This window comes from Corallincola spongiicola (assembly GCF_004284785.1).
GTDB classification, from domain to species: Bacteria; Pseudomonadota; Gammaproteobacteria; order Enterobacterales; family Neiellaceae; genus Corallincola; species Corallincola holothuriorum.
In genome coordinates, this window is record NZ_SHLY01000001.1 from 888333 (window position 1) to 901724 (window position 13392).

Consider the following 13392-nt stretch of genomic DNA (forward strand, 5'->3'; position numbering starts at 1 on the left):
TACCAGCTGCTACTGCAGCAAACTAAGCCTTCTCCATAGAGCATAGCAACGGGTGCTCATGCTGTCTGGCATAACTATTCACTTGTGCCACTTTGGTCTCTGCTATCTCAGCAGTAAACACCCCACAAACCCCTTTACCTTTATAATGTACCGACAGCATCACTTCCGTGGCCTGCTCGGCAGTTAAATTAAAAAACGTTTGTAAAACCTCTACAACGAAATCCATCGGGGTGTAGTCATCGTTGTTCAGTATCACTTTGTACATCGGCGGCGGCTGTACTTTCGGTTTTGCCGGTGCCACCTCTAAACCGTGATGCTGCTCTAGCTCGTCTTGCTTAGCCATAATTCAATAGTAGTACGTCTTAGATACGCCGCGAACTCTGATCTGGCTCAGATATATTTTTCGCCACGAACGTTAAAAAAACCCAGTAAAAACCTTGACTGTCATACCAGATCGACTATTTTTTGACACTGGTGCGTGATATTACTTTCTCATATATATGGGCAGAGTCAAAACATCACAACCGTGAGTTCAAGGAGTTCAAGTCTTAAGGAACTGAGGTAAGGAAGTAGAATTTATGGCAACGGGTACAGTTAAGTGGTTCAACAACGCTAAGGGCTTTGGTTTTATCGTTCCTGATGAAGGGGGTGAAGATATTTTCGCTCACTATTCAACGATTGAAATGGAAGGCTACCGCACGCTTAAAGCCGGGCAACCGGTAGAGTTTGAACTTCACGAAGGTCCGAAAGGCATGCATGCCCACGACATAAAAGTACCGGATGCCTCTAAGTAGGTTTCCTGTGACGGAGTGGGAGAATAAAGAGCAGGCATAAGCCTGCTTTTTTATTTGCAGATAAAACATGCAAAATAAAAAAGACACCCTTAGGTGTCTTTTTTTTGACGTTCTTCGCCATTTTATCATCAGCTAATTTGCTGATGATAAAAATGATTACATGTTGGTAATCATCGCATCGCCGAACTCAGAACATTTCAGCAAGGTTGCGCCTTCCATCAAACGTTCAAAGTCATAGGTCACAGTCTTAGCGGCAATCGCACCTTCCATGCCCTTAACGATCAGGTCAGCAGCTTCAGTCCAACCCATGTGGCGTAACATCATCTCACCAGAAAGGATCAGTGAACCAGGGTTTACCTTGTCCTGACCTGCGTACTTAGGTGCTGTACCGTGTGTTGCTTCAAACAAAGCAATACCGTCACCAATGTTGGCACCAGGTGCAATACCAATACCACCAACTTGCGCAGCCAATGCATCAGAAACGTAATCACCGTTCAGGTTCAAAGTAGCGATCACATCGTACTCTGCTGGACGTAACAAGATCTGCTGCAGGAATGCATCAGCAATCACATCCTTGATGATGATCTCTTTACCGTTGTTAGGGTTCTTGATCTTAACCCAAGGACCGCCATCGAGCAGTTCACCGGCATACTCATTGAGAGCCAACTCGTAGCCCCAATCTTTGAATGAACCTTCAGTGAACTTCATGATGTTGCCTTTGTGAACCAAAGTCACAGAAGGACGATCATTCTGGATAGCGTAATCAATCGCTGCTTTAACCAGACGCTCAGTACCTGCTTTTGACACCGGCTTGACACCGATACCGCAGTTTTCAGAGAAACGGATTTTAGTCACGCCCATTTCATTCTGCAGGAATGAGATAACTTTTTTCGCTTCGTCTGTACCCGCTTTAAACTCAATACCCGCATAGATATCTTCTGAGTTTTCACGGAAGATCACCATGTCAGTCAGTTCCGGCTGTTTCAGTGGGCTAGGTGTGCCCTCATAGTAGCGAACTGGGCGCAAGCAAGTGTAAAGGTCAAGCATCTGACGCAGAGCAACGTTCAAAGAACGAATACCGCCGCCAACAGGCGTAGTCAAAGGACCTTTGATTGAAACAACGTAATCTTTAACTGCTGTCAGAGTCTCTTCCGGCAACCATACGTCTTCGCCGTATACTTGGGTAGATTTCTCACCACAGTACACTTCCATCCAAGAGATCTTCTTCTCGCCGCCGTAGGCTTTCTCTACCGCTGCATCAAGTACTTTCATCATCGGAGGAGTAACATCAACACCGATGCCATCACCTTCAATGAAAGGAATAATTGGGTTATTAGGAACATTCAGGCTGCCATCGGCATTCACTGTGATTTTCTGGCCGTCTGCAGGCACAACAATCTTGCTTTCCATTTAGCTTCTCTCCTGGCCCCTTTCTAAGGGTTGGCGTTTTTAAAGTTGCGCCATCATAATAGATCGTCTGACAGATTCAAAGCGCCTAACATGCCCCAGCCCTCTCGTAAACAACCACATCACCGTCGTTTAAAAAAACAATCCCCCAAACGGGATAAACCTGCTGCACCAAGAAAGGTCGTTTTACTTAACAAACCTTTTGATGTGTTGTGCCAATTCACTGACGACCAAGGCCGCGCAACACTCGCAGATTATGTTTCAGAAACCGGTGTTTATGCCGCTGGACGCTTAGACCGAGATAGCGAAGGACTTTTGGTTCTGACCAATGATGGGGCACTACAGGCGAAATTGACTCAGCCAGGACGTAAGACCAGTAAAACTTATTGGGTTCAAGTTGAGAATATTCCTTCCGATGAAGCCCTTGAGCAACTTCGCCAAGGTATAGAGCTCAAAGATGGGATGACCTTACCCGCCACTGTTGAGCGCATGCCTGCCCCCGACATCTGGCCTCGCACTCCGCCGGTAAGAGAGCGCAAATCGATTGCCGACTGCTGGCTATCAATTACGCTTACCGAAGGACGAAACCGTCAAGTGAGACGAATGACGGCCGCCATTGGCTGCCCAACGCTGCGCCTAATTCGCTACCGCATTGGTAACTGGACCATTGATGGACTCGCTAATGGCGAAGCAAAGCTGATCGAGTAGCCGACGATCACAACCACTTTTAGTGACGACTGCCGACTTAGCAACCATGGCAGTGCAGCCAATAGTCTGCAGGAGAGATTGTATGTACAAACCTGAAGTGACCCTCGCCTGCGTGATCGAATACGATGGCAAATTTTTGTTGGTTGAGGAGCAAAAGCAGGGGCAGATGCTGCTCAATAACCCGGCAGGCCATCTAGAGCCAGGGGAGTCTTTAATTCAGGGCGCGCAGCGGGAAGTGCTGGAAGAAACTGGCCTCGATATTTCACCCCAAGGCCTAGTCGGTGTGTACCTAGCTCCGACTGCGGAAGCAGGCCGCAGTTATCTTCGATTTTGTTTCTATTACAAATATGACTCACTCCCACCAGCCAGTAAGCCACTGGATCCAGAGATATCTTGCACCCATTGGATGACAAAAGCGGAGTTAGTCGCCGCCTCATCTCGTCATCGCAGTGGCCTTGTTTTAAAGGGAATTGAAGACTATTTGTCCGGCCAAAGAGCGCCACTCACACTGCTTCACTACTGCCCTGATCAACAAATTGACCGGTCAAGTTGAATCTTCTGAAAGTTTGATCTTAAACAGACCCCTACCACTGTGGTAAAATCCCGCGCCTTAAAACGTATTCACTTAGATCCTTGGCGGTTTTTTCCTATATGACAGACAACAGTCAAACCAAAGTTATCGTCGGCATGTCCGGCGGCGTAGACAGTTCCGTATCGGCATACCTACTGCTCCAGCAGGGGTATCAGGTCGAAGGGTTGTTTATGAAAAACTGGGAAGAGGATGACAACGACGAGTACTGCGCTGCCGCCGAAGATCTAGAAGATGCGCAGGCGGTTTGCGATAAATTGGGCATTGAACTGCATACGGTCAATTTCGCCGCCGAATACTGGGATAATGTATTCGAGTATTTCCTCGCTGAATACAAAGCGGGGCGCACGCCCAATCCCGACATCATGTGCAACCGCGAAATCAAATTTAAAGCCTTTCTTGAGTTTGCCGCTGAGGCACTCGGTGCTGATTACATCGCTACCGGTCACTACGTCAGACGCGGGCAAGTGAACGGCAAATGGCAGATGTTGCGTGGACTAGATAACAACAAAGATCAAAGCTACTTTCTTTATACGTTGGCTGAGCAACATATCGCACAAACCCTGTTTCCGGTCGGTGAGTTAGAAAAACCTGAAGTACGCAGGATCGCCGAACAGCAGGATTTAGTCACCGCAAAGAAAAAAGACAGCACTGGCATCTGTTTTATCGGTGAACGTAAGTTTCGTGATTTTCTGGCGCGTTACTTACCGGCACAGCCCGGCAAGATAGAAACAGTCGACGGTGACATTATTGGCGAACACCAAGGGTTGATGTATCACACCTTAGGCCAACGCAAAGGCTTGGGAATTGGTGGTTTAAAGAATAGCAATGACAACCCTTGGTATGTGGTTGATAAAGACCTAGAAAGAAATGTATTGCTAGTTGCCCAAGGGCATGATCACCCTCGCCTGTTTAGCAACGGATTGATCGCCGACCAGTTGCATTGGGTGGATCGTCAAGGCCCACAAGATACATTACGCTGTACGGTAAAAACCCGTTATCGCCAAACCGATGTGCCTTGTACGCTAAAACGGTTGAGCGAAGATACAATCGAAGTACGGTTCGACGAGCCGCAAGCAGCCGTCACCCCTGGACAGTCAGTCGTGGTGTATCAAGGCGATGTTTGCCTTGGCGGCGCCATCATCGACTCACCTATCAGGGATTAATAGGAGTAGACCTTGAGCACACCGTTGATTGACCAAGTGATTAGTTTTTCTGGCATCTGTCAGGCAACCGCTTTAGTACAACAGATCGCTAAAACAGGTCAGGCCGACAACGAGGCCCTGCAGACCACGCTCAGCAGTATCTTAGTCACCGATCCAAAATCGACGGAAGATGTCTTCGGCGGTTCAGCCAATCTCAAATTGGGAATTAATACGTTGGTCAACCAACTCAACCCCAGTGGTGATTCGAAAGACGCCGAGCTAACCCGATACGTTGTCAATCTACTTAGCCTTGAACGTAAGGTGTCGCAACAACGTGGCCTTTTAGCCATGTTGGGCGAACGGATCTCTCAAGTAAAACGACAGGTAGATCACAACGCGGAGATCGACGCACAAGTGGTGCGTAATATGGCAGCTATCTACAGTGACTTGATCAGCCCCTTGGGGCCGCGGATCCAGGTCGCAGGTTCACCCACCTATCTGAAGCAGGATCTGTGTCAGAACCAGATCCGTGCGTCGCTGCTGGCAGGCCTACGTGCAGCCGTACTGTGGCGACAAGTTGGCGGTAAACGTCGACAGTTACTATTAAGTCGTAAAAAAATATTGGACACAGCCCGTTACCTCCAAACCCAGGTAATCTAACTCTCTAGCAGGAGCAAACATGCAATTATCCAGTTTAACCGCCATTTCACCGGTTGACGGTCGCTACGGCAACAAGGTCGATGCACTGCGCAGCATCTTCAGCGAATTCGGCTTGGTTAAATACCGCGTCACAGTTGAAGTGCGTTGGTTGCAAAAACTCGCCGCCACTGCGGAAATAGCGGAAGTACCAGCATTTTCAGCACAAGCCAATGCCCTGCTTGATGCCATCGTCACTGACTTTTGTGAAGCTGACGCGCTGCGTGTCAAAGAGATTGAACGTACCACCAACCACGACGTAAAAGCGGTTGAGTACTTCCTGAAAGAAAAAACCGAAAGCCTGGCTGAATTAGCTGCGGTATCAGAGTTTATCCACTTCGCCTGTACCTCAGAAGATATCAACAACCTGTCTCACGGCCTGATGCTTAGCGAAGCCCGCGACCAGGTATTGGTACCTATGCTCAACGAAGTTAGCGATGCCGTTAAAGCACTCGCTTTCGAATACAAGAGCATTCCGCTGATGTCACGTACCCATGGACAGCCAGCATCGCCTTCAACGCTCGGCAAAGAGATGGCCAACGTCTATATCCGTATGCAGCGCCAGATCGCCCAGATCAATGCCGTTGAGCTGTTAGGCAAAATCAATGGTGCGGTCGGTAATTACAACGCCCACATCTCTGCTTATCCGGAACTGGATTGGCACAAGTTTTCTGAAGAGTTCGTGACTAGCTTAGGCCTCACTTGGAACCCATACACCACCCAGATTGAGCCTCATGACTATATCGCGGAAATCTTCGATGCCATTGCTCGTTTCAACACCGTACTGATCGACTTCGATCGTGATGTTTGGGGCTATATCGCTTTAGGTCACTTCAAACAGAAAACTATTGCGGGTGAAATCGGTTCATCCACCATGCCGCATAAAGTTAACCCTATCGATTTTGAAAACTCGGAAGGTAACTTAGGCATCGCCAATGCACTGTTCGGCCACTTGGCGACCAAACTGCCAATCAGCCGCTGGCAGCGCGATCTGACTGACTCTACCGTCCTGCGTAACTTGGGCGTTGGTGTAGCCCATGCAGTGATCGCATATCAAGCTACCCTGAAAGGGATCAGCAAGCTGCAGGTGAATGAAGTCAACCTGCTGGCTGAGTTAGACCAGAACTGGGAAGTATTGGCCGAGCCAATTCAAACAGTCATGCGTCGCTACGGCATCGAAAAGCCATACGAAAAGCTGAAAGAGTTAACTCGCGGCAAGCGTGTTGACCAGCAAGCAATGGCTGAGTTCATCGATAATCTGGAGCTACCAGCGCCAGTTAAAGTCGATCTGAAAGCGATGACACCAGCGAACTATATCGGTCGTGCCATCGCCTTTGTTGACGACCTGAAATAGACGTTTATCTGGGCAAAAAAACCACCTGAGTTCAGGTGGTTTTTTTATGCCTACGAGCCAGAAAAGAAGCACAACTGGCGCGATTCCAATTAGTTAGATAACCTCAGTAAACAAGCACCCATGAGGCGCGCACGACACTCGCCTCAAACCTCTTCAACCTGCCACCAACAAGGCTTACTACCATGAGCAGCTCTGCCCGCTATCAACTGACCCTCGACTTAGAACAATTCCTTGCTGAATATTGGCAGAAAAAGCCCCTGCTGATCCGACAGGGCTTCGCTCAGTTTGTCGATCCCATCGACGCAGATGATTTAGCCGGTTTAGCCCAGGAGGAAGAGGTAGACAGCCGTATTGTCAGCCACACTGACAAAAACAATTGGCAAGTTCGCCATGGTCCATTCGATGATTTTTCCCAGCTGACAGAAACCGATTGGAGCTTGCTAGTGCAAGCGGTCGACCACTGGATCCCCGATTCGGCAACGCTGCTGAACGCATTTCGTTTTATCCCCAGCTGGCGTATCGATGACCTAATGGTCAGTTTCTCTATGCCGGGAGGGGGTGTTGGACCACACCTCGACCAGTACGATGTCTTTATTATTCAGGGTCAAGGTAAACGCCATTGGCGCGTCGGTGAGCACCAGCCGACCCAAGCTCACTGCCCTCATCCAGATCTGCTTCAGGTCAAGCCGTTCAAAGCGATTATCGATGCAGAGCTGCTGCCCGGGGATATTCTCTATATTCCTCCTGGCTGCCCCCATGAAGGCTACGCCATTGAGCCGTCACTGAACTATTCAGTTGGCTTTCGCGCTCCCAGTCAGCGCGATCTATTTAATGGCCTGGCTGACTACATGGTCGACAATGAGCTGGGTGAACAGCGTTTTAGCGATGCTGGACGCCAAGCGCTGTTTAGCCACCACGGCGAATTATCCGCAGCAGATATGCAAACATTGAAAGCCAGCATGCGCGCTTTGTTAGACGATGATGCCCTACTCTATCCCTTTTTACTGGCACAGCTATCAACGCCTAATCGCACTGTTGCCATAGACACTCCCGAGCCAGCGCTAGCCAGTGAAGATGTTGCAAGCCTATTAGCGGAAGGTCACTCACTCACTTGGCACAGTGGCGTAAAAGCGCTCTATTGCAACAAGCCGGCGCTGTTTCAACCGGGTGAGCTTTATATCAACGGCGAACGCTTTGACTCAAAACTATCAGTTAATGATAAACAGATCCTGGCCGACAACTTGCAGTTCGACGCAGAACGCTTAGCGTTAACCGACAATAGTTCACTATTCACCGAAGTACTGACTACACTTGTTAATCAGGGTTTACTGTTTGAAGAATAAATGAGTCACTACGAAGTCCGGCAAGTCCACTGGCTTGCTGCCAAAGATGCACTTTTTCAGGTTCGTCACCGAGTATTTTGCTGCGAGTGGCGTATCCCTGAATCTATCGAGTTTGACGATCTGGATATAAACGCCTTTCATATCCTCGCCGTTGATGAAGCGCAAAACCCAATCGCTTCAGGGCGTTTGTTACCTAACGGTCATATTGGTCGTATCGCCGTCATCATACCGGCACGGGGCAAAGGGGTTGCCAAAGCTGTAGTGAACGCGCTGCTAGATATCGCGCGTAAGGAACAGATGGACGCCGTATTTATTAACAGCGCACTGGAAGCCACTGACAACTTTAAGCGGCAGGGGTTTAAGGCGATCGCCCCAGTATTTATGGAAGCGGGGATCCCAAGACAGCGGATGAAGTGCAAGCTCGGCAAAATCACCGAGCTTGACCAGTCAGATCAGCATCACTAAAGCAGCAGGTAACTACGCCTGGCCTTCATTAACCCACAGCGCATCATTTTCATGCAGCTGTGCCAACCCTTCCGCTCGGCTCACCAGCAAATTAGCGAAATCTACCTTGGTTTTATCTTTGTTTGGCACTTGAAACAACTGCTCGGCCTGAAGCTGCCAGCGTAAACCAAAATAGCGCAATGCATCACGCGCTGTGGCGGCAGCACCCACTTCAACATGGTCAGTTGGCAGGTCGCCACTGATCACCCAAACTGTTTGTGCCGGCTTATCAGCAGTCACAATCTTCCAGATAGAAACCAAAGGCGGTAAATAGCGGCTCTCTTTCTCTAATACTTGAGCGGGCACGATGCCTTTCGACGCTAAATGTTTTTGCGCCTTCTGAAACTGCTCTCGCACCCAACCCTGCAGTGCGTCCCGTTTTTCTTCTGCTTCCGACATCAAACATCCTCCCAATCAATCGCCAGCAACCTTATGACACAGTAGCGCTGACTTCAAGCGCGAATGACCTTTTTGTAAAGCCTGAATGACAGCCGCAGAAAAAATGCCAAGCACCTGTAGTAGATGCTTTCCACCGACAGTGATATGGTTCACATATTCGGCGTAAATAAGGGTAACTACGTGTCTTTTTTCGATCTAAATGCATTCGATAACCATGAAGAAGTCGCTTATTTCAGTGACGCTGCTACAGGCTTAAAGGCCATTATTGCAGTACACAGCACCAAACTCGGCCCGGCTGTCGGTGGTTGCCGACTGTGGCGCTATGCTGACGATAAGGAAGCGTTGACAGACGCACTCCGACTAAGCCGCGGCATGACCTATAAAAACGCCGTTGCTGGTGTTGGCTTTGGCGGCGGCAAAGCGGTCATTATCGCCGACCGCAACATGAAAACCCCGGAGATGATGCAGGCTTTTGGTCGCGCGGTCGCTCGCATTGGTGGTCGCTACTACACCGCCGAAGATGTAGGAATCACACCGGCAGATATTGCCGAAGTAGCAAAAGAGACTAACTTTGTTGCTGGTCTCGAACATACCAGCGGTGATCCTTCACCTTTTACTGCCACAGGTACCTTCGTCGGCATTCAAGCCTCAGTAAAACACCTGACCGGCAGTGATAGTTTGGAGGGTAAATCGGTTGCTGTGCAGGGGGTCGGCCACGTCGGTTATTACCTCTGCAAACACTTAGCCAATGCTGGCGCGAAGTTGATCGTTACCGATGTGAATCAAGCCAATCTGAACCGGGTTGTAAATGACTTCGACGCCAGCGTCGTTGAGCCAGCCGAGATTTACGATCAAGAGGTCGATATCTACGCCCCATGTGCACTGGGCGCTACTTTGAATAGTCAGACGTTACCACGACTGAAAGCGAAGATCGTCGCAGGCTGTGCCAATAACCAGTTAGCCACGCCGGACATTGATCAGGCGCTCACCGATGCTGGGATCCTGTATGCGCCGGATTACGTCATTAACGCCGGAGGTATTATCAATATCTCATTTGAGCGCAGCGGCTACTGTGCAAATAAAGCCAATACAAAAGTAGAAAAGATATACGATACGCTGAGCACTCTCTATCAACGTGCCAGCCAAGAAAATCGACCCACTGGCGAATTAGCCGATCAACTTGCGCAAGAAATACTGGCCGCGAAATAAAATTGCTATAGTAATCAAGTTGGGTAAATAGCCCCGCTTGGTTACTATCTCAATGATATTTGAGATGAATCATAGTGATTTTTCGTTGAAGTGGGCATCTTGCCCCGCCCATTCAAATCAAGAGAATTCTAAATTGAGTCAATTGGTAGGCACAGAGTCTTCCCCCAGCCGCGGTTATTTATGGCTCTGGTTTGTTTCCATCATCCTGGCGGTGATTGCTGTTGCTCTGCATTTTTATACCAAGCAACTAGAGCAAGATCGCCACCTGACTCAAGAACGCAAAGTTCTGCAGCTGCTTACCACCAATTTAGAAGAGGATCTCAACCGCGCCATCTCAGACGTTCGTTTCCTACAAAGCCGACTGTCGCTGATAGCAAAATCGAAAGGACTCAGTGAGTCAGAAAAAACCAATGAAGCACAGAGCCTGCTGCTGCAGTTTGCCAAGCATCACCCACGCTACCATCAAGTCAGACAGATCAACGCTGTCGGCAAAGAGGTCGTCAGAGTAGAAGTCAAAGGCAACCTCAGCAAACTCACCACAGGTCAACGCCTGCAGAGTAAATCAGGTCAGCGCTATTTTCAGCGTTTGGCTAAGGTAAGTCCGCAGACTGTGCATATTTCCCGTTTTGACTTCAATCGTGAGCACGGCAAAATTGAGCGCCCGTTTCGACCGGTGATCCGCTTTTCGATGCCACTTTATGACAACGACAACAGATTTGTTGGTGGGGTCGTAATCAATCTCAACGGCGAGCACCTGCGCCAGCACCTCGTTTCTTTGGACAACTCCGTTGATGGCCACCTCAGTTTCGTCAACGGCGAAGGGTTGTGGTTATTTGGTGAAACAGACGGTGAAACAAGTGATACTCGAAGTGATCAACTGGGCACTATCTGGCCGATGCCCGTTAGAAACTCTCGCGGCGTAGCCCAAGGCAAAGACCGCCTCTACCTCCACGATGTGATTAGCTATCAGCGGTTAGCGAAAGATCAGAGCATTGCGTCGTTGGATCTAGAAGAGAGTTTTTTCAAAGTCGTCTCCACTATGCCGTTAAGCAACCTCACCCCTTACGCAAACCAGCGGGCAAAGCTTGGTGGACCGATACTCTTAGGTCTCCTTCTAATCGCAATTATTGCTGCCTACCGTTGGCATATTGTCAGTCAACGCCAACGCCGCACGGTTGCGAAGATGGCGCGGCTTGCCCAGATCATCGAAGAGAGTCAGGAGATCATCTGTCTCACTGATGAGCGCGGCTATATCAGTTATGTAAACCCAGCATTTGAACAAGTCACCGGTTACAGCCAAAAAGAGTGCCTCGGCAGATCAGTCAATATGCTGAAGTCTGGCTACCATGATGACTCTTTCTACAAACAGCTTTGGAAAAAAATAGAATCAGGGCAAACGTTCCAATCTATCTTCGTTAACCGACGCAAAGATGGTTCGGTTTACTACGAAGAGAAAGTGATCACACCTTTTAAGAGTTTGAATGATGGCCATCGAACCTACTACTTCTCATCAGGGCATGATGTCACCGAACTAAAACACCTGAAGAGTCGCACCAAGCAACTGACCTATTTGGCTTTCCACGACAGCCTTACCGGGCTTGCCAATCGCGCCCTGCTACAAGAACGGCTAGAACACACGCTCGCCACGCGAAGAACACAATACGCCGCGCTGTTGATGCTGGATCTCGACGGCTTCAAAGCCATTAACGATGCCCACGGCCACCCTGCAGGTGACAAATTACTAGTCCAGGTCGGTAAGCGGATCCGAGCAGTGGTACGCGAAGGTGATACTGTCGCACGATTGGGCGGAGATGAGTTCGCACTGCTGCTAGAGCAACTGGCAACGCCGGACGATGTGCATCATTTGGCGGAACAACTACTGCAACGGATCTCAGCTCCTTTGCAACTGGAAGAGTTCGCCACCGCCATTACCGTCAGTATTGGCGTCACCATCATTCCGCCAGGTTCTTTCGTGGCCGACGACATGGTGAAATCTGCAGACCAAGCGCTGTATGTGGCAAAAGAGCAAGGCAAGAATCGGTTTATTGTGGCTCCAAGTGATGCCAAACAAACCGACTAGCCCTCTACCTCAGTAAAGATAGACAGCTTCCAGTTGCATTAACGGCGAACCGTTTTGCAGTAAGGTCAGTTTTTGCCCTTCGATCTTAAAGCTGTCAATCACCCCAAGAGCGGCTAAGAACGCTTTCTCTGCTGCCATATCATCGGGACATGCCATCTTAGTACCACCGATAGCATCAATCTGAAGTTGCTCGCCAGACAACTCATATTGGGCAAAAAATCGATTACAACCAGCAAAACCATGCGCTCTGCCATCAGCACCCAACACAAGATGTATCTCCCTACGGTTTTCTGGTGTCAGAATCTGCTGACCATCGATAGATAGCAGTTTCCAATAAGTGTGGCTAACCCCAGGCTCTGCCAACTTTGCCTCACAGGAGTTCAAGGCACTAATCGCTTCAAACGATTCGACAAGCCAACGTTCATCGCCACCTTCCTCTCCTGGCGTAGCAACAATGGACGCTTGTAACGCCACCACCAAAGGTTGTCCAGGTGTCTCTACAGCCGCCAAATAGGCTTGCTCAAGCGCCAGGCTGTCTCCCTGCTGTAGTACAGGCAAACGCAATGCAGAGCCACACTCCAGCATCATCGCAGCGTCTGCCATATATCGATACACAGCAAATATCGGTAGTGGCTTTGAGTGCAGGTGCTCGTTGCTCTGCGCCAAAACGCTATGATTTTGCGGATCATCAGAGGTTAAGCTAGCGGGCGCAATCAGGTGCAATTGATGGGACGATGAAACGGCAAATTGATAAGGGGTAGCAAGCAGCTTGATGGTCTGGCGACCACTCTCCATCATTTGTTGCCAGTAACCCAGTTGAAGTGCAGTTTCAACCGATGGATCTGCCGATTCCACTTTGAGCAGATAACGATAATCGGGTCGCAACGTGACCGTCATCGTTTTCTCTATACAAACATCACAATGGATCTCACCATAAAAGCTGACATAGCGATCAACCACCAAAGGTTGCATCATGGCGACAGGATCGGTGACAACAGCCTTATCCTGCGGCACCATCAAACTGCTGGCACTCTCTGGTGTGACCTTGTTCGCTGGCTCACAAGCGATCAGCACTGTGCCAGACAAGATAACGCCACACCACGTCCAAAACCTGTTTAACTGCATTGCTGCTCCGATGGGGGTCAAGCGTGATAGACGCTATAT

14 protein-coding genes are annotated in these 13392 nt (G+C 49.3%); 10 read left to right on the plus strand and 4 right to left on the minus strand.

Annotated features, from left to right (window positions below):
* Nucleotides 1-22 precede the first annotated feature (22 nt).
* Nucleotides 23-343, minus strand: coding sequence for an ATP-dependent Clp protease adapter ClpS (gene clpS, locus EXY25_RS03940; RefSeq protein ID WP_114336332.1), 321 nt, complete (start codon nucleotides 341-343; stop codon nucleotides 23-25).
* A gap of 235 nt (nucleotides 344-578) precedes the next feature.
* On the opposite strand from clpS, the gene cspD reads away from it, so the two are divergent.
* The gene (gene cspD / locus EXY25_RS03945; RefSeq protein ID WP_114336331.1) at nucleotides 579-794 is read left to right on the plus strand and encodes a cold shock domain-containing protein CspD; all 216 of its coding nucleotides are present in this window, start codon (nucleotides 579-581) and stop codon (nucleotides 792-794) included.
* Nucleotides 795-950: 156 nt separating this feature from the next.
* Here the strand turns inward: cspD and icd are convergent, their stop codons facing one another.
* Nucleotides 951-2204 (minus strand): NADP-dependent isocitrate dehydrogenase, encoded by a 1254-nt coding sequence (gene icd, locus EXY25_RS03950; protein ID WP_114336330.1) that lies wholly within the window; start codon nucleotides 2202-2204, stop codon nucleotides 951-953.
* Between the two features lie 90 nt (nucleotides 2205-2294).
* On the opposite strand from icd, the gene EXY25_RS03955 reads away from it, so the two are divergent.
* From EXY25_RS03955 to EXY25_RS03985, 7 genes are all read left to right on the plus strand, one after another.
* On the plus strand, nucleotides 2295-2909 hold the full coding sequence (locus tag EXY25_RS03955; protein ID WP_130565786.1) for a pseudouridine synthase: 615 nt from the start codon (nucleotides 2295-2297) through the stop codon (nucleotides 2907-2909).
* An 82-nt stretch (nucleotides 2910-2991) separates the two neighbouring features.
* The gene (locus EXY25_RS03960) at nucleotides 2992-3462 is read left to right on the plus strand and encodes an NUDIX hydrolase (protein WP_130565787.1); all 471 of its coding nucleotides are present in this window, start codon (nucleotides 2992-2994) and stop codon (nucleotides 3460-3462) included.
* Nucleotides 3463-3560: 98 nt separating this feature from the next.
* Nucleotides 3561-4664, plus strand: coding sequence for a tRNA 2-thiouridine(34) synthase MnmA (mnmA, locus tag EXY25_RS03965; RefSeq protein ID WP_130565788.1), 1104 nt, complete (start codon nucleotides 3561-3563; stop codon nucleotides 4662-4664).
* Nucleotides 4665-4676: 12 nt separating this feature from the next.
* Nucleotides 4677-5303 carry a high frequency lysogenization protein HflD gene (gene hflD, locus EXY25_RS03970; protein ID WP_130565789.1) on the plus strand — a complete coding sequence of 209 codons (627 nt, stop codon included), beginning with the start codon at nucleotides 4677-4679 and terminating at the stop codon, nucleotides 5301-5303.
* A gap of 19 nt (nucleotides 5304-5322) precedes the next feature.
* A complete protein-coding gene (gene purB, locus EXY25_RS03975; RefSeq protein ID WP_130565790.1) occupies nucleotides 5323-6693 on the plus strand; it encodes an adenylosuccinate lyase in 1371 nt (456 codons plus the stop codon).
* Nucleotides 6694-6875: 182 nt separating this feature from the next.
* A complete protein-coding gene (locus EXY25_RS03980; RefSeq protein WP_130565791.1) occupies nucleotides 6876-8036 on the plus strand; it encodes a cupin domain-containing protein in 1161 nt (386 codons plus the stop codon).
* Entirely contained in the window at nucleotides 8037-8501 is a 465-nt protein-coding gene (locus EXY25_RS03985; protein ID WP_114336323.1) for a GNAT family N-acetyltransferase, read from the plus strand.
* Nucleotides 8502-8513: 12 nt separating this feature from the next.
* Here EXY25_RS03985 and EXY25_RS03990 read toward each other — a convergent pair whose 3' ends face one another.
* Complete coding sequence (locus EXY25_RS03990) at nucleotides 8514-8939, minus strand: DUF4826 family protein (protein WP_130565792.1); 426 nt, start codon at nucleotides 8937-8939, stop codon at nucleotides 8514-8516.
* 180 nt (nucleotides 8940-9119) lie between these two features.
* On the opposite strand from EXY25_RS03990, the gene EXY25_RS03995 reads away from it, so the two are divergent.
* Both EXY25_RS03995 and EXY25_RS04000 read left to right on the plus strand, forming a co-directional pair.
* Entirely contained in the window at nucleotides 9120-10148 is a 1029-nt protein-coding gene (locus EXY25_RS03995) for a Glu/Leu/Phe/Val dehydrogenase family protein (RefSeq protein ID WP_130566047.1), read from the plus strand.
* Between the two features lie 133 nt (nucleotides 10149-10281).
* Nucleotides 10282-12228 (plus strand): diguanylate cyclase domain-containing protein, encoded by a 1947-nt coding sequence (locus EXY25_RS04000; RefSeq protein WP_165419253.1) that lies wholly within the window; start codon nucleotides 10282-10284, stop codon nucleotides 12226-12228.
* A gap of 9 nt (nucleotides 12229-12237) precedes the next feature.
* On the opposite strand, the gene EXY25_RS04005 is transcribed toward EXY25_RS04000, so the two are convergent.
* Nucleotides 12238-13353, minus strand: coding sequence for an META domain-containing protein (locus EXY25_RS04005; RefSeq protein WP_130565794.1), 1116 nt, complete (start codon nucleotides 13351-13353; stop codon nucleotides 12238-12240).
* Nucleotides 13354-13392 lie beyond the last annotated feature (39 nt).

What these genes read in the sequence shown, in the direction of transcription:
- clpS (WP_114336332.1), bottom strand. Translation starts at nt 343, where the DNA reads ATGGCTAAGCAAGACGAGCTAGAGCAGCATCACGGTTTAGAGGTGGCA.
- cspD (WP_114336331.1), top strand. Translation starts at nt 579, where the DNA reads ATGGCAACGGGTACAGTTAAGTGGTTCAACAACGCTAAGGGCTTTGGT.
- icd (WP_114336330.1), bottom strand. Translation starts at nt 2,204, where the DNA reads ATGGAAAGCAAGATTGTTGTGCCTGCAGACGGCCAGAAAATCACAGTG.
- EXY25_RS03955 (WP_130565786.1), top strand. Translation starts at nt 2,295, where the DNA reads ATGCCCCAGCCCTCTCGTAAACAACCACATCACCGTCGTTTAAAAAAA.
- EXY25_RS03960 (WP_130565787.1), top strand. Translation starts at nt 2,992, where the DNA reads ATGTACAAACCTGAAGTGACCCTCGCCTGCGTGATCGAATACGATGGC.
- mnmA (WP_130565788.1), top strand. Translation starts at nt 3,561, where the DNA reads ATGACAGACAACAGTCAAACCAAAGTTATCGTCGGCATGTCCGGCGGC.
- purB (WP_130565790.1), top strand. Translation starts at nt 5,323, where the DNA reads ATGCAATTATCCAGTTTAACCGCCATTTCACCGGTTGACGGTCGCTAC.
- EXY25_RS03980 (WP_130565791.1), top strand. Translation starts at nt 6,876, where the DNA reads ATGAGCAGCTCTGCCCGCTATCAACTGACCCTCGACTTAGAACAATTC.
- EXY25_RS03985 (WP_114336323.1), top strand. Translation starts at nt 8,037, where the DNA reads ATGAGTCACTACGAAGTCCGGCAAGTCCACTGGCTTGCTGCCAAAGAT.
- EXY25_RS03990 (WP_130565792.1), bottom strand. Translation starts at nt 8,939, where the DNA reads ATGTCGGAAGCAGAAGAAAAACGGGACGCACTGCAGGGTTGGGTGCGA.
- EXY25_RS04005 (WP_130565794.1), bottom strand. Translation starts at nt 13,353, where the DNA reads ATGCAGTTAAACAGGTTTTGGACGTGGTGTGGCGTTATCTTGTCTGGC.